At 60.6% G+C, this 23,633-nt stretch carries 24 protein-coding genes; 15 read left to right on the forward strand and 9 right to left on the reverse strand.

What is annotated here, in order from left to right; translation table 11 throughout:
* Positions 1 to 35: 35 nt before the first annotated feature.
* Positions 36 to 1,001, forward strand: coding sequence for a YbhN family protein (locus C5J22_RS03505; RefSeq protein ID WP_105437224.1), 966 nt, complete (start codon positions 36 to 38; stop codon positions 999 to 1,001).
* A 33-nt stretch (positions 1,002 to 1,034) separates the two neighbouring features.
* On the opposite strand, the gene C5J22_RS03510 is transcribed toward C5J22_RS03505, so the two are convergent.
* The gene (locus C5J22_RS03510) at positions 1,035 to 2,096 is read right to left on the reverse strand and encodes a bifunctional transcriptional activator/DNA repair enzyme AdaA (protein ID WP_105437225.1); all 1,062 of its coding nucleotides are present in this window, start codon (positions 2,094 to 2,096) and stop codon (positions 1,035 to 1,037) included.
* Between the two features lie 85 nt (positions 2,097 to 2,181).
* On the reverse strand, positions 2,182 to 2,757 hold the full coding sequence (locus C5J22_RS03515) for an NYN domain-containing protein (protein WP_105437226.1): 576 nt from the start codon (positions 2,755 to 2,757) through the stop codon (positions 2,182 to 2,184).
* Between the two features lie 289 nt (positions 2,758 to 3,046).
* On the opposite strand from C5J22_RS03515, the gene rpoZ reads away from it, so the two are divergent.
* From rpoZ to C5J22_RS03530, 3 genes are all read left to right on the forward strand, one after another.
* The gene (rpoZ, locus tag C5J22_RS03520) at positions 3,047 to 3,454 is read left to right on the forward strand and encodes a DNA-directed RNA polymerase subunit omega (RefSeq protein WP_046629916.1); all 408 of its coding nucleotides are present in this window, start codon (positions 3,047 to 3,049) and stop codon (positions 3,452 to 3,454) included.
* 158 nt (positions 3,455 to 3,612) lie between these two features.
* The gene (locus C5J22_RS03525) at positions 3,613 to 5,841 is read left to right on the forward strand and encodes a bifunctional (p)ppGpp synthetase/guanosine-3',5'-bis(diphosphate) 3'-pyrophosphohydrolase (protein ID WP_046637507.1); all 2,229 of its coding nucleotides are present in this window, start codon (positions 3,613 to 3,615) and stop codon (positions 5,839 to 5,841) included.
* Between the two features lie 170 nt (positions 5,842 to 6,011).
* On the forward strand, positions 6,012 to 6,449 hold the full coding sequence (locus C5J22_RS03530) for a VOC family protein (RefSeq protein WP_105437227.1): 438 nt from the start codon (positions 6,012 to 6,014) through the stop codon (positions 6,447 to 6,449).
* Positions 6,450 to 6,451: 2 nt separating this feature from the next.
* Here C5J22_RS03530 and C5J22_RS03535 read toward each other — a convergent pair whose 3' ends face one another.
* Both C5J22_RS03535 and C5J22_RS03540 read right to left on the reverse strand, forming a co-directional pair.
* Positions 6,452 to 7,930 carry an FAD-dependent oxidoreductase gene (locus C5J22_RS03535; protein ID WP_205837153.1) on the reverse strand — a complete coding sequence of 493 codons (1,479 nt, stop codon included), beginning with the start codon at positions 7,928 to 7,930 and terminating at the stop codon, positions 6,452 to 6,454.
* 184 nt (positions 7,931 to 8,114) lie between these two features.
* Positions 8,115 to 8,768: a glutathione S-transferase family protein gene (locus C5J22_RS03540; RefSeq protein WP_105437228.1), complete on the reverse strand. Its 654-nt coding sequence runs from the start codon at positions 8,766 to 8,768 to the stop codon at positions 8,115 to 8,117.
* A gap of 279 nt (positions 8,769 to 9,047) precedes the next feature.
* Here C5J22_RS03540 and C5J22_RS03545 point away from each other — a divergent pair, with 279 nt between their 5' ends.
* From C5J22_RS03545 to era, 6 genes are all read left to right on the forward strand, one after another.
* Positions 9,048 to 9,203 carry a DUF3563 family protein gene (locus C5J22_RS03545; RefSeq protein ID WP_105437229.1) on the forward strand — a complete coding sequence of 52 codons (156 nt, stop codon included), beginning with the start codon at positions 9,048 to 9,050 and terminating at the stop codon, positions 9,201 to 9,203.
* Positions 9,204 to 9,431: 228 nt separating this feature from the next.
* Positions 9,432 to 9,992, forward strand: coding sequence for a DUF2062 domain-containing protein (locus C5J22_RS03550; protein WP_105437230.1), 561 nt, complete (start codon positions 9,432 to 9,434; stop codon positions 9,990 to 9,992).
* Positions 9,993 to 10,031: 39 nt separating this feature from the next.
* The gene (gene acpS / locus C5J22_RS03555) at positions 10,032 to 10,433 is read left to right on the forward strand and encodes a holo-ACP synthase (RefSeq protein ID WP_038541482.1); all 402 of its coding nucleotides are present in this window, start codon (positions 10,032 to 10,034) and stop codon (positions 10,431 to 10,433) included.
* Positions 10,434 to 10,516: 83 nt separating this feature from the next.
* Entirely contained in the window at positions 10,517 to 11,266 is a 750-nt protein-coding gene (gene lepB / locus C5J22_RS03560) for a signal peptidase I (RefSeq protein ID WP_046605691.1), read from the forward strand.
* Positions 11,263 to 11,982, forward strand: a complete 720-nt coding sequence (rnc, locus tag C5J22_RS03565) for a ribonuclease III (protein WP_105421441.1) — start codon at positions 11,263 to 11,265, stop codon at positions 11,980 to 11,982. Before lepB ends, rnc begins: the two co-directional genes overlap by 4 nt.
* A 10-nt stretch (positions 11,983 to 11,992) precedes the next feature.
* Complete coding sequence (gene era / locus C5J22_RS03570) at positions 11,993 to 12,946, forward strand: GTPase Era (protein ID WP_105437631.1); 954 nt, start codon at positions 11,993 to 11,995, stop codon at positions 12,944 to 12,946.
* A gap of 196 nt (positions 12,947 to 13,142) precedes the next feature.
* On the opposite strand, the gene C5J22_RS03575 is transcribed toward era, so the two are convergent.
* Complete coding sequence (locus C5J22_RS03575; protein WP_105437231.1) at positions 13,143 to 13,793, reverse strand: LysE family translocator; 651 nt, start codon at positions 13,791 to 13,793, stop codon at positions 13,143 to 13,145.
* A 336-nt stretch (positions 13,794 to 14,129) separates the two neighbouring features.
* On the opposite strand from C5J22_RS03575, the gene C5J22_RS03585 reads away from it, so the two are divergent.
* Positions 14,130 to 14,627, forward strand: a complete 498-nt coding sequence (locus C5J22_RS03585; RefSeq protein WP_105437233.1) for a PAS domain-containing protein — start codon at positions 14,130 to 14,132, stop codon at positions 14,625 to 14,627.
* A 9-nt stretch (positions 14,628 to 14,636) separates the two neighbouring features.
* Here C5J22_RS03585 and C5J22_RS03590 read toward each other — a convergent pair whose 3' ends face one another.
* Complete coding sequence (locus C5J22_RS03590; protein ID WP_105435446.1) at positions 14,637 to 15,026, reverse strand: hypothetical protein; 390 nt, start codon at positions 15,024 to 15,026, stop codon at positions 14,637 to 14,639.
* Positions 15,027 to 15,214: 188 nt separating this feature from the next.
* Here C5J22_RS03590 and recO point away from each other — a divergent pair, with 188 nt between their 5' ends.
* Together recO and C5J22_RS03600 are read left to right on the forward strand one after the other, a co-directional pair.
* The gene (gene recO, locus C5J22_RS03595) at positions 15,215 to 15,967 is read left to right on the forward strand and encodes a DNA repair protein RecO (RefSeq protein WP_105437234.1); all 753 of its coding nucleotides are present in this window, start codon (positions 15,215 to 15,217) and stop codon (positions 15,965 to 15,967) included.
* 27 nt (positions 15,968 to 15,994) lie between these two features.
* Positions 15,995 to 16,369, forward strand: coding sequence for a GFA family protein (locus C5J22_RS03600; protein ID WP_105437235.1), 375 nt, complete (start codon positions 15,995 to 15,997; stop codon positions 16,367 to 16,369).
* A gap of 19 nt (positions 16,370 to 16,388) precedes the next feature.
* Here the strand turns inward: C5J22_RS03600 and C5J22_RS03605 are convergent, their stop codons facing one another.
* Complete coding sequence (locus C5J22_RS03605; RefSeq protein ID WP_105437236.1) at positions 16,389 to 17,648, reverse strand: MFS transporter; 1,260 nt, start codon at positions 17,646 to 17,648, stop codon at positions 16,389 to 16,391.
* A 105-nt stretch (positions 17,649 to 17,753) separates the two neighbouring features.
* Positions 17,754 to 18,653, reverse strand: a complete 900-nt coding sequence (locus tag C5J22_RS03610; RefSeq protein ID WP_105437632.1) for a DMT family transporter — start codon at positions 18,651 to 18,653, stop codon at positions 17,754 to 17,756.
* Between the two features lie 245 nt (positions 18,654 to 18,898).
* Here C5J22_RS03610 and C5J22_RS31000 point away from each other — a divergent pair, with 245 nt between their 5' ends.
* Positions 18,899 to 21,502, forward strand: coding sequence for a hypothetical protein (locus C5J22_RS31000; protein ID WP_172746518.1), 2,604 nt, complete (start codon positions 18,899 to 18,901; stop codon positions 21,500 to 21,502).
* A gap of 58 nt (positions 21,503 to 21,560) precedes the next feature.
* Here C5J22_RS31000 and C5J22_RS03620 read toward each other — a convergent pair whose 3' ends face one another.
* Complete coding sequence (locus C5J22_RS03620) at positions 21,561 to 22,178, reverse strand: TetR/AcrR family transcriptional regulator (protein ID WP_245440308.1); 618 nt, start codon at positions 22,176 to 22,178, stop codon at positions 21,561 to 21,563.
* A 158-nt stretch (positions 22,179 to 22,336) separates the two neighbouring features.
* On the opposite strand from C5J22_RS03620, the gene C5J22_RS03625 reads away from it, so the two are divergent.
* Entirely contained in the window at positions 22,337 to 23,560 is a 1,224-nt protein-coding gene (locus tag C5J22_RS03625; protein ID WP_105437239.1) for an MFS transporter, read from the forward strand.
* Positions 23,561 to 23,633 lie beyond the last annotated feature (73 nt).

A 23,633-nucleotide genomic window follows, 5' to 3' on the forward strand; every position in this document is an offset into this window, starting at 1 on the left:
TCTCTGAGCGCGAGCGGGCAATGAGCAACGGGGCTATGACGCGAAAGAAAATCCTCACCTATGGCATGCTGGTGATCGGTGTCAGTGCCGCCGCCTATCTGCTTTATCACACCTTTCGCGAATACTCGGTCTCCGACATCGTCGAATCCGTCCGCGCCATCCCCATTTACAATCTCCTGATGGCGCTCCTTTTTGCCTTCGGTTCCTATCTCTGCCTGTCGGGCTTCGATTGGGCCGGCGTGCGATATGTGAGGAACGACCTCGCCTATCCGAAGATCGGCCTTGCCTCCTTCATCGCGCTGTCGATCGGCCAGAGCGTCGGCCTTTCCGGCTTGAGCAGCGGCGCGCTGCGCTACCGCTATTATGCCCATTGGGGCATGAGCACCGAGGATGTGGCGAAGATCGTGCTGCTGTCGGGCGTCACGGTCGGCATCGGCATGGCAATGCTGTCCGGCATCGTCATGGTCCTCAACCCGAAGGATGCCGCTTCGGTGCTGGGCCTGAGCGAAGCCGTGATCATCGCGACCGGTTATGCCTGCCTTGTCGCTACAGCCGGCTACCTGGTGCTTGCGGCCTTCGTCCGCACCCCGCTGAAGATCCGTTCCTGGACCTTCGAAATGCCGATATTGAAGATCGCCATTGCCCAGGTGGTGATCGGCACCATCAATTTCGCGCTGGTCTCGGCCTGCCTGCGCGAAGTCATGGCCGCCAGTGCCGACGTGAGTTACCTGAAAGCCGCCACCGCCTTCGTGCTCGCCAACCTGGCGATATTGATCACCCATGCGCCAGGCGGTCTCGGCGTCCTGGAAGCGACCGTCCGCCATGTCATGGGGGACCAGGCCTCGATCGGCTCCCTGGTCGCCTTCCGGGTGATCTATTTCTTCATCCCGTTCTTCATCGGCTTGCCGCTGTCCTTGATCGTCGAGGCGATCTTCCGCGCCAACAAGATAAAGCGCCAGTCGCAGTCGGGGCTTCAGCTTTCCGAGCCGGCATCGACGTGACCGCGCTGAGGGGCGTCACCCCCGTCTGAGCTTCTAACTCTTCCTCACCGCCATCCGCCGCTCATGCTCCAGCAGCCAGCGCTTGCGCCACAGCCCGCCGCCATAACCGGTGAGGCTGCCGTCGGCGCCGATCAGGCGGTGGCAGGGGATGACGATGGCGATCTGGTTGGCGCCATTGGCGCCCGCCACCGCGCGGGTGGAGGAGGGGAGGTTGAGCTCGGCCGCGACCGCTCCATAGGTCGTCGACACCCCGGCCGGGATCGTCCGCAGCGCCTCCCAGACCTGCCGCTGAAAGGGAGAGCCGTGCCCCGCCAGCCGCGTTTTGAAGCCACGGTCCTCGCCGGCGAAATAGGCCTTCAGCTCCGCCTCGATCTGGTCGATCGGCGGATGGCGTCCCATGACGATGCCGCTGCCGGTGAATTTTTGAAGTTTCTGGATTTCCGCCGGCAGCGCCTTGCGCTCGGCGAATTCGAGGAGGTGCAGCGAATGCTGGTCGGCGATCGCCATCATCGGCCCGATCGGCGTTTCAATCCAATCTGCCCTGAGCAGCACCTTGGTCCGCAGATTGGCGGGCGCCGCACCGAACAGCTTGGTCACCGCGCTGCGGAAGCCGCTGCCGGATTCATAACCGGCATCGAGCTGCGCATCGAGAACGCTCGCGCCTTCCTTCAGCGTCTCGGCCGCCTTGCCCATCCGCCTGAGCCTCGCGATCTCGAGGAAACTCATGCCGAACTGGCGCCTGAAGGCACGCCGTGCCGTGGAGGGGTCGATACCGAGCGAAACGACATCATCTTCGCTCCAGCGGCGGAAAGGCTCCGTATCGAGCGCCGAAAGCAGCCGCGTCACCATCGGATCCGCCTCGCCGAGCTTGAGCATCGGTCGGCAACGGCTGCAGGGCCTGAAGCCGGCCTCCAGGCATTCGGCAATCGTCTCGAAGAAACTGGTGTTTTCCCGCTTCGGCTTGCGGGCCGGACAGGTGAGGCGGCAGAAAATGCCGGTCGTCTTCACCGCCGCCCAGGCAAAGCCTTCATAGGAGGCGTCGCGGGCGACCAGCGCGTCGTAAAGAAGATCATCGGAAGGGCGTTCGAAAAGCATGGATCTTTTCTAGCCCAGAACGAAAAAAGGCGCCGCCGAAAAACGGGCGCCTATTCTTCTTTTTAGTGGTGCGGATGCCGGGTGATCAGACGTCGGTGGTTTCGGTCGACTCCGCCGGGCGCACTGGGCGTTCGGACGGATCGCGGCCGACTTCCGCCTTGAGCGACACGAGATCGATGAAATGATCGGCCTGGCGGCGCAGGTCGTCGGCGATCATCGGAGGCTGGGTTGCCATGGTCGAAACCACGGAAACTTTGCGGCCCTTACGCTGCAGGGCTTCCACCAGCGTGGTGAAGTCGCCGTCGCCGGAAAACAGCACCAGATGGTCGACGGTTTCCGACTGTTCCATGGCATCGATCGCGAGCTCGATGTCCATGTTGCCCTTGATCTTGCGGCGGCCCATCGAGTCGGTAAACTCTTTGGCGGGCTTGGTGACGACCTTGTACCCGTTGTAGTCGAGCCAGTCGATCAGCGGCCGGATCGAGGAGTATTCCTGATCTTCGATCAGCGCGGTATAGTAATAGGCACGTAGAAGATAACCGCGCTTCTGAAAAGCCTTAAGCAATTTACGGTAATCGATATCAAAACCGAGGCTTTTCGAAGCAGCGTAAAGATTTGCGCCGTCTATGAAGAGAGCAATCTTCTCCCTTGGGTCAAACATGTGGTCTCCATCCCCTTTTCTTATCAACCTGCTTGGCAGGTGGAGGCCTGGTCAATATAAGCCGAACCAAATCTCCGGAATAATCCACTACATTACGAACTATTCATATAACTGTCATTTATGGCACGATTCATAATAATCCAAGCAGCTTGGGGTTGAAATTCGCGGGCGCCCCCAGAAGACGCGGGACGCCTTGTCAAAAGTCAATTCTCAGGAAAAACTTGAATTTGCCGCGCAATGGCTGTATCGGGCGTATCAATTCCGAAAATCACCGATCAAAGGACAGGCAATGGCCCGTGTCACAGTAGAAGATTGCATTGACAAAGTCGACAACAGGTTCGAACTGGTCCTGCTCGCGAGCCATCGCGCCCGCCAGATCTCGCAGGGCGCTTCGATCACCATCGACCGCGACAATGACAAAAATCCTGTCGTCGCTCTTCGCGAAATCGCCGATGAGACGCTTTCCCCGGACGACCTCAAGGAAGACCTCATCCATTCGCTGCAGAAGCATGTCGAAGTGGACGAGCCCGAGCCCGATCCGGCTTCGCTGATTGCTGCCGGAAGCGGATCGACCGCTTCGGATCGCGACGAGGAAGAAGACGCTCCGGAAGCCGTTACCTTCGACCAGATGTCGGAAGAGGAACTGCTCGCCGGCATCGAAGGCCTCGTGCCGCCGGAAAAGAGCGACGATTACTAAGCGAAACGTTCGCTTCGCAAGTTTTCGTTCATTCTCTCGCCCTAATCTGCTTGAATGTTTTATGATGGCTGCGCCAACCTATCCGGTTGGCGCGCCATTTTCTTTTCGTCCGGTGCCCATTCGCAGGCACTGAAGCGGTATCGAGGACATTTTTCAGGATGATGCGGCAATACGAGCTGGTGGAACGGGTTCAGAAATACAAGCCCGAAGCCAACGAAGCTCTGCTCAACAAGGCCTATGTCTACGCCATGCAGAAGCATGGTCAGCAGAAGCGCGCGAGCGGCGACCCTTATATTTCCCATCCGCTCGAAGTGGCAGCCATCCTCACCGACATGCATCTCGACGAGTCGACGATCGCGGTCGCCCTGTTGCACGATACGATCGAGGATACCACCGCCACCCGTGCCGAGATCGACGAACTGTTCGGCGAGGATATCGGCCGGCTGGTTGAGGGGCTGACCAAGCTGAAGCGCCTCGACCTCGTCTCCAAGAAAGCCAAACAGGCGGAAAACCTCCGCAAGCTGCTGCTTGCCATTTCCGACGACGTCCGCGTCCTTCTCGTCAAGCTCGCCGACCGCCTGCACAACATGCGAACGCTCGAGCATATGAAGGCCGAGCAGAAGGCGCGCATTTCCGAAGAGACCATGGATATCTATGCGCCGCTTGCCGGCCGCATGGGCATGCAGGACATGCGCGACGAGCTGGAGGAACTCTCCTTCCGCTACATGAACCCGGAAGCCTACGACACCGTCACCCAGAGGCTTGTCGATCTCGAAGCCCGCAACGAAGGCCTGATCAAGAAGATCGAGGACGAACTGCGTGAGCTGCTGATCGCCAACGGCCTCAAGGACGCCTTCGTCAAAGGCCGCCAGAAGAAGCCCTATTCGGTGTTCCGCAAGATGCAGTCGAAGTCGCTCTCCTTCGAGCAGCTCTCGGATGTCTACGGGTTCCGCATCGTCGTCGGCGACATTCCGTCCTGTTATCGCGCGCTCGGCATCGTCCATACGCGGTGGCGCGTCGTGCCGGGTCGCTTCAAGGATTATATCTCCAACCCGAAGCAGAACGACTACCGCTCGATCCACACGACGATCGTTGGCCCGTCCCGCCAGCGCATCGAGCTGCAGATCCGCACCCAACTGATGCAGGAGATCGCCGAATACGGGATCGCCGCGCATGCGCTCTACAAGGACGGCCAAGGGGCGGTGAAGGGCGGCGAGCTGTTGCCGAAGGAATCCAATGCCTACTCCTGGCTGCGCCACACGATCGAGTCATTGGCCGAGGGCGACAATCCGGAAGAATTCCTGGAACACACCAAGCTCGAACTGTTCCAGGACCAGGTCTTCTGTTTCACGCCGAAGGGCAAGCTGATCGCGCTGCCGCGCGGCGCCACCCCGATCGACTTCGCCTACGCGGTCCACACCAATATCGGCAACACCACGGTCGGTGCTAAGATCAACGGCCGGATCATGCCGCTGGTGACGAGGCTCAACAACGGCGACGAGGTGGAGATCATCCGCTCCGGCGTGCAGGTGCCGCCTGCCGCCTGGGAAGAGATCGTCGTGACGGGTAAGGCGCGTTCGGCGATCCGCCGCGCCACCCGCATGGCGATCCGCAAGCAATATGCCGGCCTCGGCCACCGCATCCTGGAACGCACTTTCGAGCGCGCCGGAAAGGTCTTTGCCCGCGATACGCTGAAACCCGCTCTGCCCCGGCTCGCCCACAAGGATGTCGAGGACGCGATTGCCGCAGTCGGGCGCGGCGAGCTCTCCTCGCTCGACGTGCTGCGCGCGGTCTTTCCGGACTACAAGGACGAACGCGTCACGGTGAAGCCGGCCACCGACGACGGCTGGTTCAACATGCGCAGCGCCTCGGGCATGATCTTCAAGCTGCCGAACCAGCGGCGCGTCTCGCCGGAGGAAATCGAGGCTGGGCCGGATCCGCTGCCGATCCGCGGTCTTTCGGGCAATCTGCAGGTGCGGTTCGCGCCGAGCGGCGCAGTACCCGGCGATCGCATCGTCGGCATCATGGAAAAGGACAAGGGTATCACCATCTACCCGATCCAGGCCTCCGCCCTGCAGCGGTTCGACGACCAGCCGGAACGCTGGATCGACGTGCGCTGGGATTTGGACGAAGCCAACAAGTCCCGCTTCCTCGCCCGCATCGAGGTCAACACGCTGAACGAGCCGGGCACGCTCGCGACCGTCACCCAGACGATCGCCCATCTCGATATCAACATCCGCACGCTGACCATGGGCAGCAACCGCGCTGCCGATTTCTCGGAGATCACCATGGAAGTCGAGGTCTGGGACCTGCGCCAGCTGAACCAGCTGTTGAGCCAGATGAAGGACCTCGACTGCGTGGCGAACGTCAAGCGGGTGTATGACTGAGAGGCCGTTTGAAAACGGGCGGAAATTTAAAGTTGCCCGCGATTCAAGCTTCTGATGTGGAAACCAGCGAACTGGGCGTCGATGGCTGTCGGTGTTGAGGTGTCTGGAGCGTCCTTTGATTGACGAGGCGAGACCCTCTCGGTTGAAACGACACATTGGAGATTGGAAACATGGCCCTCAAGCGGATGGACAACGTCGGAATCGTCGTCGAGGACCTCGCAGAGACGATCGATTTCTTTCGCGAGCTCGGCCTTGAGCTCGAGGGGCAGGCGACGATCGAGGGAGAATGGGCCGGGCGCGTCACCGGACTGGGTAACCAGCATGTCGAGATTGCCATGATGCGCACGCCGGACGGCCACAGCCGGCTCGAGCTCTCCCGCTTCCTCACGCCGCCTGTCGTCGAAGATCACCGGAACGCCCCGGTCAACGCACTCGGCTACCTCCGCGTCATGTTCACCGTCGACGACATCGACCAAACGCTCGAAAGGCTCCGCGCGCGCGGCGCTCAGCTCGTCGGCGAAGTCGTCGACTACCAAGACGTGTATCGGCTCTGCTACATCCGTGGCCCCGGAGGGCTTCTCATCGGTCTCGCTCAGGAGCTCGGCTGAGATCAGCCCTGCGCCGTTTCCGCCTGGCTCACCACCGTTGCCGCCTCGCTCGCATCCCGCACGAAAGCGCCTTGAGCGCGCAGCGTCGACTGCAGCTCGGCTATATCCACATCCCGCGGCGCGACGCCGCGATTGGCCGCAATCCCCGCCGCAGCACCCGCCGCCTGTCCGGTCAGCCAGCACTGCGGAATTTCGCGCATGAAGCCGTGGCTGTTCGCATCGCAGGAGATGTGCCGCCCGGCGGCCAGCAGTCCGTCCAGCCTTGCCGGCACGAGTGCGCCGTAGGGTACTGAGATCACCGGAAACTTCGGCGAGACCGAGGGACTGACGCCGATTTCATCCGGCAGAACGGCACCGACCGGCCACTGGCTGCGCTCGACCCGGCCGACACCGGCGAGCCGCCGTGTATGCCGGACGCCGAGCTGCGGCGCGCTGAGCAGCATATAAGCGTCCTTGAACCCCGGCGCATTTTTCCTGAAGAATTCGCAGTGTAACTGCATGAACCGGTGCGAGCGGATTTCGACTTCGGTCATGTCGTCGACATTGAGCGCCGAAAGCCCCGATTGCCGCGGCCCGAGGAACAGCGCGATATCGTTGCGCCAGGAAACGTACGGCGTCTGGAAGAAGCCGAGCTCTCCGCGGCCGAGTGTGTTGAAGTCGGCAAACGCCTGTTCCTGCTCCGATCGGAAGGCGAGCCAGGTGGCCATGTCCACGCCGCCGAGCATGAAGCCGGTATTCATCGAGTGATGTACGTCGCCCTCTTCGATATCGGCCTCGAAACTCGCTCCCGCACGCGCAAAAACGTCGCCGTCGCCGGTGCAGTCCACCACGACCTTGGCCATGATCCCCTGGCGGCCTTCCTTGCTTTCGAAGATGACGCCCTTTACGGCGCCGTCCTCGACCACGGGTGTTGCCGCCCAGGAATGGAAGACGATCCGCACGCCCGCCTCGATCAGCATTTCCTGCGAGGTCAGTTTCAGTCTTTCAGGGTCGATCGTGGGCGCCCAGGTGACGATGCCGTGGAAAGCGGATGTGCGCAGCCGCCAGTATTTGGCGAGATCCGCGTCCCGCTGCCCCCAAAGGCTCCTGTCCGGGCCGGCGACGGCTTCAGGGGGAAGGCGGCCCAGAACCTCCTCGGCAAAACCGCGAATGACCTGCCGCCCGTCCCAGTCGGTCATCCGGTCGATCCAGATCACCACGCCTCCGGTGGAAAGCCCGCCGAGATGATTGTAGCGCTCCAGCACCACGACCTCCGCGCCGGTTCGCGCAGCGGCGAGCGCTGCGGCGGTTCCGGATGGTCCCCCACCCACGACCAACACGTCGCAGCGATGATAGACCGGAATGTCGCGCGCCTCTTCCCTGAGAACGCCCTCGCCGTTGCGACGGGGGAAGACATACTGCCCTGATTCAAAAATGTCGGAGCTCAGGAAGCGGTTCTCGTTCTGGCGTATCTCCTTCACCGATACGTTGCGATCATTCATGGCATCCTCCTCATTTCCGCCGGCCGTCACGCCCGACGAGCCCGAGGGGGGATTTAGCCAAGGAAAAGGCTGGTCGGAAAGACACCAATCCGCCGATAGAGCTTTCTCGATTCAGGGCAGGATCGGCCCCGTAGAGCAAGAAAGAAGGCTCGGATGACGGCTTCGAACCCGGAGCCGGACGTGGTCAGCTGGCCGATGCGGCTGTGAAAACAGCCAACTGGGCGGCGAAAGCACGCTTGTATGCGGGCCGCGCTTCGCCGCGGGCGACATAGGCGGAGAGGTTCGGATAATCGTCGAGCATATCCGATGATGCTTTCAACCGGAGCAGCACCGACACCATCAGCAGGTCGCCGGCGCTGAACTCGCCATCGAGCCAGTGGGCCTCGCCAAGGCGGCGGGAAAGATCGGCCAGCCGTTTCCGGATGGTGTCGTCGAGGGAGCGCAGACGCTTTTCATACCAGGGCTCGTCGCGCTCGAGGATCCTGGCAAGGCTGCGGTCGAAGATCGGCGGCTCCACGGTGTTGAGCGCGGCAAACATCCATGCGATCGCCCGCGCCCGGGCATTCGCATCGTCCGGCAACAGGCCCCCGTGGCGTTCCGCGATATGAAGCACGATCGCTCCCGACTCGAAGAGCGCGAGATCGCCTTCTTCATAGGTCGGGATCTGCCCGAAGGGCTGAAGTGCCAGATGCGCGGGTTCCTTGATCGCCTTGAACGAAACGAGGCGAACGTCGTAAGGCTGTCCCGCTTCATCGAGCGCCCAGCGTACGCGCATGTCACGCGCCAGCCCTCTGCCGCGGTCGGGCGATCGTTCGAAGGCGGTAATAGTGATAGTCATCGTCGTCCTCCATGGCTTGTCCGTCTTGAAGACGGCCGGCTAAACGAGATTCCGACACCCGTGCCCGAAATAATGCCTGCGATCATACCAAATAGGCTCAAAAGCGCACGTTTCCTATGCATGGTGGAACCGGAGAACTCGGCGCTCGCCTATTTCCTGCGCATCCCCATTAACCCGCCATGCTTCCCACGCAGGGCTGCCCGGCAGTTGCGGCGTTGGTAAAAGATGATGCCGCGTCTTATATTGCTGCAGTGCAATATTAGAAAGAAAGAAGACATCATGTTTGACTCAGTACGCAAGTTCGCTCGCGCTTTCCGCGTTCCTACCACCCAGGACCGTGAAGTCGCTTACCTGAACGAAGCAAACGACCGGATCGACCTCGAATACCGCATGCGCCAGATCGACCGCGGCATGTTCCGCAAGTCGCCCTTCTAAGCGATACGTTCCGATCAGCTACCCGTTCGCGCGGAAAATGACGCCGCGCGGCTGCTGCAGGTCTTCCCGTGTCGACGCGACCGGTGACCGGATCACCTCTGCGAAAGCCGCTCTCATGCAGGGCGGGCCAATTTTCGCCATCATCTTCGGCTTGGGCTAAAGCCTGTTTGCCCGAAGATTCCCGCAGTTGACGGATGAATATCCCGCTGCCGAACCAGATGCGCCCTGATGCCGTTTCGCCGCCGTACACCGCTTGGAATTCGTGAAAGACTGCGCCGTGCCGTCCTGCCTCCTAAGGGCTTTCGCCGCGTCCTCGCATATTATCGCCTGAAGGTGATGCGCATCGGCGGTTCGCCGCATGCGGTTGCGGCTGGGCTTGCGATCGGCGTCGTCAGCGCCTGGACGCCGTTTCTCGGCCTCCACATCCTGTTTGCTATCCCGCTCGCCTATCTCTTCGGCGGCAGCATGATCGCTGCAGCACTTGGCACCACCTTTGCCAATCCCATCACCTGTCCGATCATCTGGCCGCTCACCTGGAAGCTCGGCGAGACGATGCTTGGCCACGACGCCGGCGGCCATGACAGTCTCGATCTCGGCAGGTTGTTTCACCACCTCGACGTCTCGCAGCTCTGGCGGCCGATCCTGGAGCCGATGCTGATCGGTTCCCTGCCGCCGGGCATCCTGTGCGGCCTGGTTTTCTATGCCGTCACCTATCTGGGCGTGCGCAGTTTCCGCAACCGGCGGCTGGAGCGCTTGACGGCGCGGGCCGGAGCCCCCAAGTCAGTATAGGACTGACGAGAACCGGCCGGGCGCCGCGAGGAAGATTTCATGATCATCGGCATGGGCAGTGACCTCATCGATATAAGACGCGTGGAAAAATCCATCGAACGGTTCGGCGAGCGTTTTACCCATCGCTGTTTCACCGAGATCGAGCGGGCGAAATCCGACCGCCGCCAGAACCGGGCGGCCTCCTATGCCAAGCGTTTCGCCGCCAAGGAGGCGTGCTCCAAGGCGCTCGGCACCGGCATCGCCCACGGCGTGTTCTGGAAGGATATGGGGGTCGTCAATCTGCCCGGCGGGCGGCCCACCATGGTGCTCACCAATGGCGCCGCCGAACGTCTCGCGAGCATGATGCCGGCAGGCTATGAGGCGGTTATTCACATCACCATCACCGACGAATACCCTTATGCACAGGCCTTTGTGGTGATCGAAGCGCGCCTCGCGGCCTAATCGACCATTGCCGCCGCTTTGCGAAGGGTTTAGAGAACGCAAAACCGCTGGCAACAGCCGAGCCGAACAGAAAGACGTCAAACGTGTCCGACAAAGCCGAGACCAAGTCGCAGAACAGCCTCTGGGAAAACATCAAGGTCATCATCCAGGCTCTCCTGCTGGCAATGGTGATCCGCACCGTGCTGTTCCAACCTTTTACCATCCCGTCCGGCTCGATGATGCCGTCCCTGCTCGTCGGCGACTATATCTTCGTCAACAAGTTCGCCTACGGTTATTCGAAATATTCGCTGCCGTTCTCGCCCAATCTGTTCTCCGGCCGTATCCTGGAATTCAGCGAACCCAAGCGCGGTGACGTCATCGTCTTCCGCCTGCCGAGCCATCCGGACATCGATTATATCAAGCGCCTGATCGGCCTACCGGGCGACCGCGTCCAGGTTACCAACGGCGTGCTGCTCCTCAACGGCAAGCCGGTTCCCAAACAGGGCGACGGCACCTTCACCTCCGATTACAGCCTCGATCCGGGCACCGACGTGCCGGTCTTCCGCGAAACGCTCGACAACGGCGTCACCTATGACACGCTCGACCATTCGCCGGTTTCGCGCGGCGACAACACCCAGGAATTCGTCGTCCCGGCCGGCCATTATTTCTTCATGGGCGACAACCGCGACAACTCGCTCGACAGCCGTTTCGACGTCGGTTACGTGCCGGCCGAGAACCTGGTCGGCCGCGCCAGCGTCATCTTCTTCTCGCTCGGCAACGACACCTCGTTCCGCGAGATCTGGAAGTGGCCGACGAACATGCGCTGGGATCGGATTTTCAAGGTCGTCCGGTGATGAAGTCCAAGACGCTTTCGGCGGAGGAACGCGGCCAGCTTGAAAAAGCCATCGGTCATGAATTCGCCGACAAGCAATGGCTCGACCGGGCGCTCACCCATGCGAGCACCGGGTCGGCCAAGAGTGCCAATTACGAACGGCTGGAATTCCTGGGCGACCGCGTGCTCGGCCTCTGTGTCGCCGAACTGCTGTTCAAGACGTTCCGCACCGCCGCCGAAGGCGAGCTTTCGGTGCGTCTGAACCAGCTGGTCAGCGCCGATAGCTGCGCTGTGGTCGCCGACGAACTCGAACTGCATAAGTTCATCCGTACCGGCGCCGACGTCAAGAAGCTGACCGGCAAGCGGATGATGAACGTGCGCGCCGACGTGGTCGAAAGCCTGATCGCCGCCCTCTATCTGGATGGCGGGCTGGAAGCCGCCCGCGGCTTCATCATCAGGTACTGGGAAGGCCGCGCCACCCGCGCAGACGGCGCGCGGCGCGATGCCAAGACCGAGCTGCAGGAGTGGGCGCACGCGAAATTCGGCCTGACCCCCGCCTATCGGGTGGACGAACGGTCCGGCCCGGATCATGATCCCCGTTTCACGGTGACCGTCGAGGTAACCGGCGTGGCGCCGGAGACCGGCGTGGACCGTTCCAAGCGCGCCGCCGAACAGGTGGCCGCCAGCAAAATGCTCGAACGCGAAGGCGTGTGGCAGAAACCCTCTGCCGAACAATGAATTGGACACCATGACCGAGAACGACAACAATACCGGTGAAGAGAACGCAGCCGGCCAGACATCCGCCAGTGCTACCCATTCCGGCTTCGTGGCGCTGATCGGCCCGACCAATGCCGGCAAATCGACGCTGCTCAACCGGCTCGTCGGCGCCAAGGTCTCGATCGTCAGCCACAAGGTGCAGACGACGCGCGCCATTGTGCGCGGCATCGCCATCCACAACAACGCGCAGATCGTCTTCATGGATACGCCCGGCATCTTCAAGCCGCGCCGCCGGCTCGACCGCGCCATGGTGACGTCGGCCTGGGGCGGCGCCAAGGATGCCGACCTGATCCTGCTCCTGATCGACAGCGAACGCGGCATCCGCGGCGATGCCGAAGCGATCCTCGAAGGCCTCAAGGACGTCCACCAGCCAAAAATCCTGGTCCTGAACAAGATCGACCGCGTCCGCCACGAAGACCTGCTGAAGCTCGCCGCCGCGGCCAACGAAGCCGTGCCGTTCGAGCGCACCTTCATGGTCTCGGCCACCACCGGCTCCGGCTGCGGCGACCTGATGGATTATCTCGCCGAAACCTTGCCGGAAGGCCCCTGGTATTATCCCGAGGACCAGATCTCGGACCTGCCGATGCGCCAGCTGGCGGCCGAAATCACCCGCGAAAAACTCTTCCTGCGCCTCCACCAGGAACTCCCCTACGCCAGCCATGTCGAGACGGAGAAGTGGGAGGAACGCAAGGACGGTTCGGTGCGCATCGAACAGGTGATCTACGTGGAGCGTGACAGCCAGAAGAAGATCGCGCTCGGCAAGAACGGCGACGCCATCAAGGCGATTTCGACCGCATCCCGCAAGGAACTGGCCGAGATACTCGAACAGCCGGTCCACCTCTTCCTGTTCGTCAAGGTCCGCGAGAACTGGGGCGACGATCCGGAACGTTTCCGCGAAATGGGACTGGAATTTCCCAAATCCTGAGCAATGCCATATCCACCTACGCCGCCGCATGGCGGCGTCAGTTCTTCCGAACGTCAGCTGCGGACGGGGTGGCTAGCTAGGCCGTGAACCCATAAACGCGAACGGCTATCTGATTTTTGCGATGACGTGCCGTCGATTCCAGATCGTCACCGACGGGCTAGCCGTTTAGGGCGACTTCCAGGGGAAGACGGGTGGTCTATTTCTTTTGATTGCCAGCAAAAGCGGCCGTCAAGCCAAGGCCGATATACACGAAACCACTGACCCAGCGTTCAGCCTTCAGATACACGGGACTGCGCTTCAGCCACTTGCCGGCCGTGCCGGCGGCAAGTGCGTAGGAGCTGTCCGTCAGAACGCCAATCGCTGTGTAAACAATCCCGAGAAAAGCGATCTGCATTGCCACATGGCCACGGTTGACCTCAACGAACTGCGGCAAGAAAGCCAGAAAGAACAGCGCTGTCTTCGGATTGAGGAGGTTAACGATAAAGCCCTCACGAAAGAGGCGCATGCGGCTTCGCGTTGGTAAACCGCCCTCGACGTTGGGAATGTCCGAGGGGCCGAAAAGCTTCTTGAGGCCAAGCCAGATCAGATAGGCCGCGCCGGCATACTTCACTACGCTGAAGGCGAGCGCGGATGACGCCAGGAGCGCCGACAACCCCACGGCGGCGGCAACGACATGAACAAGCGTGGCCGTATGGATGCCAAGGATCGAAACGAGCCCGGCAGAGCGACCCTGCTCGACCGAGCGCGCGAAGATGTAAAGAACAGCCGGTCCCGGCACGAGAAGCAGCACCAGCGTGGCGCTGACGAACAGGCTGAGATTCGTTGCGCTGGGAATTGCCAAATCCATGATTGCCTTGCCCCGTTTTCTATTGCACTAACAATAGCATTGGGCTGCCTCCAATGCGAGATCGTCTTCTGCTTGGCTGCTTTTATGCTCTCACATCGCGCCGATTTCTGGTTCAGGGCTCACCATGGGCAAGGCCTTCCGATCCGGCTGAGCGTGACCACTGGGCAAAGTCATGACGGTCAAGCTGCCGACGATCTGGGTCCAACTTGCCTCGATCCGCCTGTGGCTCCGAGTTTATGGGTCTACGGCCTAGCTATTTTTATCCATCATTATAACGACTTGCTAACGTAGAGCCGACGATACAATTTATCGACAAAGTGGCGCGGAGAGTCATGAATGTCGGACGTCGATTCGGGAGAGGAAGAAACGGGCTCGGATGATCCCAATTCTCTCGGCTTCTACAGCTGGGTCGTGCCGGAAAACAAGGTGTATGGCGACCAGGTGATCGCCGACATATTCGGCGTTTCCGAAGAGGAACTGGCCGCCGGCGCCCCCATCGAAAGGGTCATCCGCTACATCAACGAGGGCGACAGGCAACGGGTCGCCAAGGCAATCCACGACGCGATCGTCGGCGGTGGTGCATATCTGGAAAATTACCGTCTCACGCATCCGGACGGGCGCCGGATCGACGTCACCGCCAATGGCCGCTGCCTGCGCGATGCCGAGGGCGTTCCGTATATCTATTCCGGCACCGTCGCCATCCAGTCCGCGGCGGTTGCCGCGACCGATCCTCTGGAACGCCATTGCCGCGCCGCCCTCTGGCTCGCCACCAAACGCCGCCAGATGCTCGCCGCACGTTATCTCACCTCGGCGCTCAACGTGCTCGGCAAATAGGCCTGCGCCTCACTTCTGCCGGTCCATCAGCGCCCTGACCTCCTGGTAGCGGCGTCGGTTGTCCTGGTCCTGCTCGTTGGGTCCGTAGCAGGTCTCGGAAATGCAGAAGCGCTGCAGGCGGAAGGGCGGCTGCCCCTTGTCGAACTCGCACTCGATCTGGTTGGTGAAATCGGTCGGCTTGGCGTCCTCGCGGGTGGAATAGGTGAGCCGCGCGCCAGGCGGATCCAGTTCCGGGAAGGACTGGACGATACCCGTCTTGATCGACGGCACCAGCAGGAAATTTTTGGCGACGGTGATGCAGGCCTGCTCGAGCTGCTGCGATTGCGCGGCGGCCGGCGAGGGGAGAAGGGTGGCAGGTGAGGCGGCCAGAAGGGCGGCGGCGAAGAGGGCGTATTTCATGAGGGCTCCCAAGGGTCGTATTGGCGGTGCGAATTTTCGCACAGGAATCCAAATGGAGGCCGATTTGTTCCAGGCAAGCCCATGGGCATATGCATCTTTGCCGCAAGCGCGCGACAGCAGAAACCGATTCAGTCCGAAGGACTTATGCTCTATTGTTGAATCGGCTCGAAAGGAGCTTGAACAGATACATGCAGTGGCAGGACGAAGCGATCATCATAGGCGTCAAGCGCCACGGCGAGACGAGCGTCATCGCCGAGCTGATGACCCGTGACCGCGGAAGGCACCTGGGCCTCGTCCGCTCCGGCCGTTCGCGGGCGATGCAGCCGGTGCTACAGGCCGGAAACCGGGTGGACGTGGTCTGGCGCGCGCGGCTCGACGAACATCTGGGCGAGTTCAAGCTGGAACCGATCCGCCTGCGCGCCGCCAAGCTGATGGAGACGGCGACCGCCGTCTACGGCGTCCAGGCGATGGGCGCGCTGCTGCGCCTGCTGCCCGAGCGCGACCCGCATCCGCATCTCTTCGATGCGCTGGACATCATCCTCGATGCCTTCGACGATCCCGCCGATGCCGGCGAGCTTTTTGTGCGCTTCGAGCTTGCTGTGCTGAACGACCTCGGTTTCGGCCTCGACCTCACCGAATGCGCGGCGACCGGCGGACGCGAAAACCTCGTCTACGTCTCGCCGAAAAGCGGCCGCGCCGTTTCCCGCGAGGCCGGCAGGCCCTATGCCGACCGCATGCTGGCCCTGCCGGGGTTCCTCGGAGAAGGCGCCGCTTCGGCCGCCGACCGCGACAGCATGGCGGAGGCCTTCCGGCTCACCGGTTATTTCCTGCACCGCCACGTCTACGAGCCCCGCGGCCTGACGGAAAACGCCGCCCGCGACGGTTTCGTCCAGGCGGCGCTGAAGGCGCTTTCGAAGGATGCGGAACGTCAGGCCGGATGAACGAGAACCCAGCTGAAGGAGGAACCTATGGAGCGGATAGCCACCTGCGCCTGCGGCAAATTGCGGGTCATCTGCGAAGGAGAGCCGGTTAAGGTCTCTCTCTGCCATTGCCTCGAATGCCAGAAGCGAACCGGCAGCACCTATGGCATCGGCGCCTTCTTTAATCTCGGCCAAGTCCGCATCGAGGGGGATAGCAGGACCTACGCCCGCACGTCGGACAGCGGCTTTTCGGTCAACCTGCATTTCTGCCCGAATTGCGGCTCGACTGTCTTCTGGGAGCCGCAGCGCAAGCCGAATATGATCGCGATCGGCGTTGGCGCGTTTGCCGATCCGGGCTTCCCGCCACCCTCGCAGGCAGTCTACGACCAGCACCGGCATTCCTGGGTGCCGGCGCTCGAGTGAGCGTCCGCAGGAAGCCGCTTTACTCCGCCGGCTGCGGCTGCAATACCCCGCGGTCCACCGCCTTTTCCTGTATCGGCCAATGCACGGCGGCGGCAAAAAGGCCGAGTGCCACGCCGAGCCACCAGACCGGATCGTAGGAGCCGAAACGGTCGTAGAGATAACCGCCCATCCACACGCCGAGGAACGAGCCCACCTGGTGCGACAGGAAGACGAGGCCGCCCAAGAGCCCGAGATGGCGCGTACCGAACATGATGGCGACGAGCCCGTTGGTCGGCGGCACGGTGGAGAGCCACAGGAGCCCCATGACGATCGCGAACACGATCACCGAGGTCGGCGTTTGCGGCAGGAGGAGGAAGGCCGTTACCGCGATCGACCGGGCGATATAAATGTAGGCGAGGAAATAGGGTTTAGAGTACCGCTGGCCGATAAAGCCTGCGCCGAGCGAGCCGATGATGTTGAAGAAGCCGATCAGCGCCATGGCGATCACCGCGTAAGCGGGCGCGATGCCGATATCCCCGAGATAGGCCGGGAAATGCGCGGTGATGAAGGCGACCTGGAAGCCGCAGACGAAGAACCCGGCGGTCAGGAGCAGGTAGCTCTGGTGAGCGAAGGCTTCCTTCAGGGCAGCCCCTACCGATTGCTGGAACTGGCTGTGCGACTGGCTTCCCGAGTTTGCGTTGCCGCGCAACGGAAAGGCGAGCAGCGGCACGACCAGCATCAGCACCGACAGATAGACCAGACTGTCGGACCAGCCGAAATTGCTGATCAACGCCTGGCTCAGCGGCGCAAACAGGAACATGCCGGCCGAGCCTGCGGCCGTGCCGATGCCGAACGCCATCGAGCGCTGCTCCGGCGTCACGTTGCGGGCAAAGGCCGAAAGGATGACGCTGAAGGAGCCGGCGGCGATCGCCAGGCCGATCAGCACGCCCCCGCCGATATGCAGCCAGACCGGCGCGCTGGCATTGGCCATGACGATGAGGCCGGCGGCATAGAGCACGCCGGACATGGTGAGGACGCGGCCTGTGCCGTATTTGTCGGCAAGCGCCCCGAAGAAGGGCTGGCCGAGCCCCCAGGCAAGGTTCTGGATCGCCATGGCGAGCCCGAAGGTGGACCGGTCCCAGCCGGTGTCGGAGAGCATCGGAAGCTGGAAGAAGCCCATGGCGGAGCGCGGGCCGAAGGTCAGCATGGCGATCAGCGCCCCGGCGACGATGATCAGCCAGGGCATGGAAGCCGGCTTCGGCCTCGAGGGGAGCACGGATGGCGACGCGGACGTGGGCATGGGAGATCTCCTCGAACACAAGGAGCGAAACATACCGCGTGCGCCGCTATTCTTAAAACAACTTTTGCTCAATCAATCCATCACCAGGATTGATGGTGCGCCGCCTTACGGCGTGCCCGGCGGGTCGATCACCGGCGGCGCGGCGCGGCCGAGCCGGGCCTCGCGCCAGATGGTAAAAATGCCGGCGCCGATGACGATTGTGACGCCGAGGATCATGTTGGCGGTCATCACCTCGCCGAACACGAAGACGCCGATCAGGCAGACCAGCACCGACTGGATATAGGACATCGGCTGCACGACCACCGCATCGAGCAGGTTGAAGGCGCGGATCAGAAGGTAATGCCCGCTTATGCCGGTCATGCAGAGCACCAGCATCCACAGCCAGTCGGCGGGCGTAACCTGCGTCCAATAGAACGGGCCGACGATGGTGATCGTCACCGCGCCGACGACGCCGGTATAGAAAAAGGCCGTGTCGGAGGTATCGGTGCGGCTGGCAAGCCGGGTCATGACGGAATAGAGCCCGAACATCAGCGTCGCGACCATCGGGATGACGATCCGGACGTCGAAGGTGGCGTTGAGCGGGTTGACGATCAGAAGGATGCCGATAAAGCCGATGCCGATCGCCGTCCACCGCCGCCAGCCGACCTTTTCGCCGAGGAACGGCACCGAAAGACAGGCGACCACCAGCGGCGTCGCCGCAAACATCGTGTGGCTGGCCGCAAGCCCGACATGCGAGAAGGAGAAGATCGAGATGACGATCTGCACCGCCAAAAGCGCGCCGCGGGCAACCTGCAGCCAGGGCCGGCGGGCGTTCGCCGCGACCTTCACCCCGCCGGCCGAGCGGCTGGCCAGTGCAAACGCGAAGCCCGCGAACGCCCAGTAGCGGATCATGGTGATGAAGATCGGCGGATAGGCGCTGCCCAGATGTTTGGAAATCCCGTCCTGCATCGAAAAGATCGTCACCGCCGCGATGGCGCAGATGAGGCCGGTGGACCGAGGGGTCATGAAGGCAGTCTCTTTCGGGGAAACCGCCCGAAAACCCGGCCGGCGCATGAGCAGCATATGGTGATGACCCCGTTGTGACCGTTCGGCAAGGGGCCGGACAACCTGCTTTTGCGAATAGCTGCCATGCGTGGGGCGGGGGAGTGGGGTTGGGTGAATAACAAAGAATTTGGACTCGTTACAATGTCGACATTGCCGTATTCACCAAGTTCACTACCGTTGCGCTTTGAGAACACGGAAAACCGCAAATGTGGACTACAGACAAAACACGGCGAGCGCATATTTTTCCCCGCCCTTTTCGGGTTGCTTATCTTGTACCTTTTGAATCGAGTCATGCTCTTCTGGATGCAATATTTGATGAGGCAATGTCCCGATGGGGCGGCCGACGAACACCAATAATCAGGACGGATGGTGCGACGATTGCCGATACTGATTGGCTGTTTCTCGACCTTTGGGACGCTGACCTGATCTATAGCTATGTGCCGTTGAAAGACGAACTTCGCGACAGGATCGCATACTGCCTAGCGCCTTCCAAATTGGAAACGCATAAAGCAGTTGAGGGCCCCGGCGATAAACGCGCATTTCGTCCTATCTCTGATCAGCTTGAATGGGCTCTGAAGTCCATATCCTCTCTTCCTCGAATTGCTAGGCTTCAAGAGATCCGCAAAGACTCGATCTTTGAAGTTCTTGACAAGGAGAGGGGGAGTCGCATTGAGCGCGACTTGGCTGACTCTTTTGGTTTCCTGAGTAACTGCACTACCGACTACGCCTTAATTCCCTATGCAAGGAGACTGAGCTTTAGAGAGATAGGTCACGAGAAATACGCTCCGCGATTTAGTGGCGAGGATGTGATCTCCTATATCTCAGATGTCGGTGAACTCGAGATCAGGCTATCGAAAGATGCAAAAGTCCTGTCTCCAAGCCAGATGTCTGACATGTTTTGCCCTTATCTAAACGTTTTGAGAGGACATCGCGCGAGTTGGGAAAATAGACTAACCATCGTTGTTGGAGATGAGGTTGATGATCGGCTTTTGTTTTGGAATTCAATCCACCGCTATCAAAGTCTAGATATCTTCAGAAGCAATCAGATTTTTCGATTTAGCTTGGTTCGTTTTCAGGAAGATGTCCCTGATTGGATAAAATATCTATGTGGCGGCGTACGAAACCATCGACATTTAAACGGAAACGGTGCGCCCAACGTTCACGTTGTTTCGTCATCTGTTGAGGCGATTAAAATTGAAGAAATTGCAAATAAAATTGGCGAAGGCACACATATAATGTCTACGTCTAGCAAGTTTAGCGTTTCCGATATTTTTGCACCGCTTATGGAAAAAGATCCCCGGAAAGAATACGAGCGTAGTCGAAACCTATGGCCCGCTTGGAATTGGCCGTCTACTAAGGTCACGGAGTCTGTTCGACTAGAAAACAATGAGATTGATTTGCCTTGTGTAAAGCCTTGGCACACAAATGAATTCCCGCTTGGGCCGACCACTGTCGGCGCTTGGATAAGCGATCTCAAAATCGAACGTACGGAAGATCACAGTCGATATTCAAATGCCATTCACCATTGGATGTTTCCCCGCCGGTTGGCGCTTCATAGCGCTGTAAAAGTCGAGGGCTACGGGAAGGGGAATATGGGAATTCCGCCGTTGGTTAGACCGACAGAGCGTGGATGTTTGTCAATTTGGGATGATGCGCAATGGCAGCGCCCAACGTTAAGCGTGCCACGAGATGTCGATGCCTTCTATCAGGCGATCGCATTGCACCATCCAAACACAATCGCTGAGCGCAATGGCCGAAGCGAGAAGGGTGCGTATGCCCGGATTGAAGACGTCAAGTTGTCTGACAAGGGTCGAGATTTGTTAGGTGTTCTGAAGTTCTTCCGTAATCTACACGAAGCCATAACATTCCTTACTAACCCCTATATCCTATCCGTCATCTCGAAACTGTCGGCAACCGATACTGCTGCGAACCCAGAAAGGATTTCAGAAGTAAAGGAGGAACTCGTTAACCGACTGAAAGATCGAATATTCGACGATGGTGACATCGAGCGAGCGGCGAAGCGTGTGCTCGAACTTGCTGCACGCGGGCTGCAAAAAGATGCGAAGGAAAATGAGAAGGTCAGCTATCAGACGTTGCGCCAACAGTTGAGAGCAGTTGCGAAAGATGGGGTTGATTGGAAAGAACTCGATGATTGCCTCAAGTTCTTGCGGAATCAAAATTTCTTGCTTCAGGGATTTGGCTGGAGATGCGCGAGATGCCAACACCCCAATTGGGTCGGTTTGACCGATATTACCAACTCACTGGAATGCGCGGTCTGCAATTCTCCTGAAGATGCACCGGTTGGCGGCGATACTCATTCCCATTTCAAAATAAACCCCTTCGTCAGCGCCGCATTCGCGCCTAATTCGGCCCAGGATTCCGTTATTTGGTGCTTGTCTGTGTTGTTGGAGAATGCCCGCCATTCATTCATGCTTACGCCCGCATTTTACATCAAGGACAAGATCGCGATGCCTAATGGAACAGACTTGGATGTTTTAGCGTGCGTGGATGGAAAAGTTCACTTCTACGAGGTTAAGAGAAGCTTCGCTGGAATAAACCAAAAACAGATCGACGATTTGATCAAAGTGGCTACATTAATTAGGCCCGATTATGCGGGATTTGCGATCCACAATGATGCCAATAAAGACGTTCTTCCCGAAGCTAATGTTAGAGCCATCGAAGACATTCTCCGAAGGATTGACGTCAAATTTGTGCTGATCACGGGGGATGCAAATCGAGGCGGCTTTCACTATCACGACGTTCCACCTAACATAGGCGACACCATGGAATGGAATATATGGCGGGATTAGATGCAGCAGGTTGCTCGTAGTCATGTAAGACGAGGTTAGGATTTGCCTCCTCTGCCACTCACCGCTCCACCAACAACCCCGAAACCAGCGTCAGAAACGCCTCTACCGCCTTTTTCGACACCGCCTCCGGGTCCTCGGCACTGGCGATCCAGAGTGCGGCGCTCAAGGTGGCGCCGTTGACGAGGCGGGCGGTGGCTTCGGCGTCGACGGGGCGGATCGTGCCGTCGTCGATCAGTTTCTGGATGCTTGCGGTGGTGGTGCGGATGCAGGCGCTCTGGCTCGGCCATTGCGACGGATCGCCGAGCACCGCCGGCCCGTCGAGCAGCATGATCCGCTGGATTTCGGGCTCCAGCGACATCTCGATATAGGCGACACATTCGTCGACGAAGCCGCGCCAGGTATTGTCGGCCCGGCTTGAGATCTCGCAGAGCCGATCGGATATCTCCGCGTCGATCTGCATGACCACCGCCATCAGCAGGCCCTTCTTGTCGCCGAAATGGTGATAGAGCGCCCCGCGCGTCAGCCCGGCGCCGGCGGTGAAATCGTCCATCGAGGCTTCCGCATAACCTTGGCGCGCAAACGCATGCCGTGCGGCGGCGATCAGCTTGGCCTTCGTTTCGGCGATCATTTCCTTGCGCGGCCTGGCGGCGCTCTTCGGGCCCGTGCCGGGAGCCATCTCGGGTGCGATCTTGTCTGCCATCTTTTCTGCCATGCGGACTCCGAATTATTCGCATACGTGCCGTATGTGAATTGACATACGAAACGTATGCGACTATTTACCTCACATACGCGGCGTATGTAAGTCCTCATTCAAAATAACCCAAGGAGCAGGTTATGCCCAATCCCTATCGCGAAATATTCGCAAGGCCGGGTACCAAAGGTTTTTCCGCCGCTGCTTTCGTGGCGCGGCTGCCGCTGCCGATGACGACGATCGGCCTTGTCGCCATGCTGTCCCAGACGCATGGCGAATATTGGCTGGCCGGCGCCGTCTCGGCCACCTTCGCACTCGCCAACGCCTTCATCTCCCCGCAGGTGTCGCGCTGGGTGGATGCCCGGGGCCAGTCGGCGGTGCTGGTGCCGACCACGATCATCACCCTCCTGGCGCTTGTCGGCCTTGCTGCCGCCGCCTGGATGCGCTGGCCGAACTGGACGCTGTTCGCCTTCGCCTTCGTCGCCGGGCTTATGCCGAGCATGATGGCGCTGGTGCGCGCCCGCTGGTCGGAAATCTATCGGGACCGGCCGGAACTGCACACCGCCTTCGCCTTCGAATCGGTGATGGACGAACTCGTCTATATCTGCGGCCCGGTCTTCGGCATCGGTTTGAGCGTCGCGTTCTTCCCGGAAGCGGGCGTGCTCGCCTCCGCCGCTTTCCTCGCCGTCGGCACGGCGCTGTTCGTGGTCCAGAAGTCGACCGAGCCGAAAGTCGATCCGCAGCGGATGAAAGGCGGCGGTTCGGTCATGCGGCTGCTGCCCATGTGGTTCCTGGTCGTGGTCTTTGCCGGCATGGGCACCATTTTCGGCACCGCGGAAGTCTCGGTCGTCGCCTTCTCGGAAGCGCTGGGCAACAAGGGGGCCGCCAGCTACATCCTGTCGGCCTATGCCGCCGGCTCCTTCGTGGTCGGCCTCGTTTTCGGCGCCATCAAGTTCAAGTCGTCGCTGGCCCGCCGGCTGCTCTTCGCAAGCCTGGTCGCCGCCGTCACCACGCTGCCCATGCCTTTCGTCGGCAGCCTCTGGGCGCTGACGGCTGTCATCTTCCTTGCCGGGGCCGCGATCTCGCCGACCTTCATCAGCGCCATGACCCTGATCGAGCGCATCGTTCCCTCGTCGCAGGTCACGGAAGGCATCACCTATGCGATGACCGGCGTCAGCATCGGCTTTGCCGCCGGCTCCTCGCTCGCCGGCTGGACGATCGATGCCTACGGCGCCTCCAATGGCTTCTGGGTCGCCGTCGCCGGCGGCGCGGTGGCGCTCACCACCATGCTCGCCGGTTACGGATTGCTGAGCCGACCGGATCGGCAGGCGGTGCCGGCGGCGGGGGTGTTGAACCCGGCGGAGTGATCTCCTCAGGTGATCTCTTGGGCGAGGCGGCCCCTTACCCCGCCTCCGCTACGCTCGGCGACCCTCTCCCCGT

Origin of the sequence: Neorhizobium sp. T25_13 (genome assembly GCF_002968675.1) — a bacterium.
In the GTDB taxonomy this organism is placed as follows: domain Bacteria; phylum Pseudomonadota; class Alphaproteobacteria; order Rhizobiales; family Rhizobiaceae; genus Neorhizobium; species Neorhizobium tomejilense.

What these genes read in the sequence shown, in the direction of transcription:
- C5J22_RS03505 (WP_105437224.1), top strand. Translation starts at nt 36, where the DNA reads ATGACGCGAAAGAAAATCCTCACCTATGGCATGCTGGTGATCGGTGTC.
- C5J22_RS03510 (WP_105437225.1), bottom strand. Translation starts at nt 2,096, where the DNA reads ATGCTTTTCGAACGCCCTTCCGATGATCTTCTTTACGACGCGCTGGTC.
- C5J22_RS03515 (WP_105437226.1), bottom strand. Translation starts at nt 2,757, where the DNA reads ATGTTTGACCCAAGGGAGAAGATTGCTCTCTTCATAGACGGCGCAAAT.
- rpoZ (WP_046629916.1), top strand. Translation starts at nt 3,047, where the DNA reads ATGGCCCGTGTCACAGTAGAAGATTGCATTGACAAAGTCGACAACAGG.
- C5J22_RS03525 (WP_046637507.1), top strand. Translation starts at nt 3,613, where the DNA reads ATGATGCGGCAATACGAGCTGGTGGAACGGGTTCAGAAATACAAGCCC.
- C5J22_RS03530 (WP_105437227.1), top strand. Translation starts at nt 6,012, where the DNA reads ATGGCCCTCAAGCGGATGGACAACGTCGGAATCGTCGTCGAGGACCTC.
- C5J22_RS03535 (WP_205837153.1), bottom strand. Translation starts at nt 7,930, where the DNA reads ATGAATGATCGCAACGTATCGGTGAAGGAGATACGCCAGAACGAGAAC.
- C5J22_RS03540 (WP_105437228.1), bottom strand. Translation starts at nt 8,768, where the DNA reads ATGACTATCACTATTACCGCCTTCGAACGATCGCCCGACCGCGGCAGA.
- C5J22_RS03545 (WP_105437229.1), top strand. Translation starts at nt 9,048, where the DNA reads ATGTTTGACTCAGTACGCAAGTTCGCTCGCGCTTTCCGCGTTCCTACC.
- C5J22_RS03550 (WP_105437230.1), top strand. Translation starts at nt 9,432, where the DNA reads ATGCCGTTTCGCCGCCGTACACCGCTTGGAATTCGTGAAAGACTGCGC.
- acpS (WP_038541482.1), top strand. Translation starts at nt 10,032, where the DNA reads ATGATCATCGGCATGGGCAGTGACCTCATCGATATAAGACGCGTGGAA.
- era (WP_105437631.1), top strand. Translation starts at nt 11,993, where the DNA reads ATGACCGAGAACGACAACAATACCGGTGAAGAGAACGCAGCCGGCCAG.
- C5J22_RS03575 (WP_105437231.1), bottom strand. Translation starts at nt 13,793, where the DNA reads ATGGATTTGGCAATTCCCAGCGCAACGAATCTCAGCCTGTTCGTCAGC.
- C5J22_RS03585 (WP_105437233.1), top strand. Translation starts at nt 14,130, where the DNA reads ATGTCGGACGTCGATTCGGGAGAGGAAGAAACGGGCTCGGATGATCCC.
- C5J22_RS03590 (WP_105435446.1), bottom strand. Translation starts at nt 15,026, where the DNA reads ATGAAATACGCCCTCTTCGCCGCCGCCCTTCTGGCCGCCTCACCTGCC.
- recO (WP_105437234.1), top strand. Translation starts at nt 15,215, where the DNA reads ATGCAGTGGCAGGACGAAGCGATCATCATAGGCGTCAAGCGCCACGGC.
- C5J22_RS03600 (WP_105437235.1), top strand. Translation starts at nt 15,995, where the DNA reads ATGGAGCGGATAGCCACCTGCGCCTGCGGCAAATTGCGGGTCATCTGC.
- C5J22_RS03605 (WP_105437236.1), bottom strand. Translation starts at nt 17,648, where the DNA reads ATGCCCACGTCCGCGTCGCCATCCGTGCTCCCCTCGAGGCCGAAGCCG.
- C5J22_RS03610 (WP_105437632.1), bottom strand. Translation starts at nt 18,653, where the DNA reads ATGACCCCTCGGTCCACCGGCCTCATCTGCGCCATCGCGGCGGTGACG.
- C5J22_RS31000 (WP_172746518.1), top strand. Translation starts at nt 18,899, where the DNA reads ATGTGGACTACAGACAAAACACGGCGAGCGCATATTTTTCCCCGCCCT.
- C5J22_RS03620 (WP_245440308.1), bottom strand. Translation starts at nt 22,178, where the DNA reads ATGGCTCCCGGCACGGGCCCGAAGAGCGCCGCCAGGCCGCGCAAGGAA.
- C5J22_RS03625 (WP_105437239.1), top strand. Translation starts at nt 22,337, where the DNA reads ATGCCCAATCCCTATCGCGAAATATTCGCAAGGCCGGGTACCAAAGGT.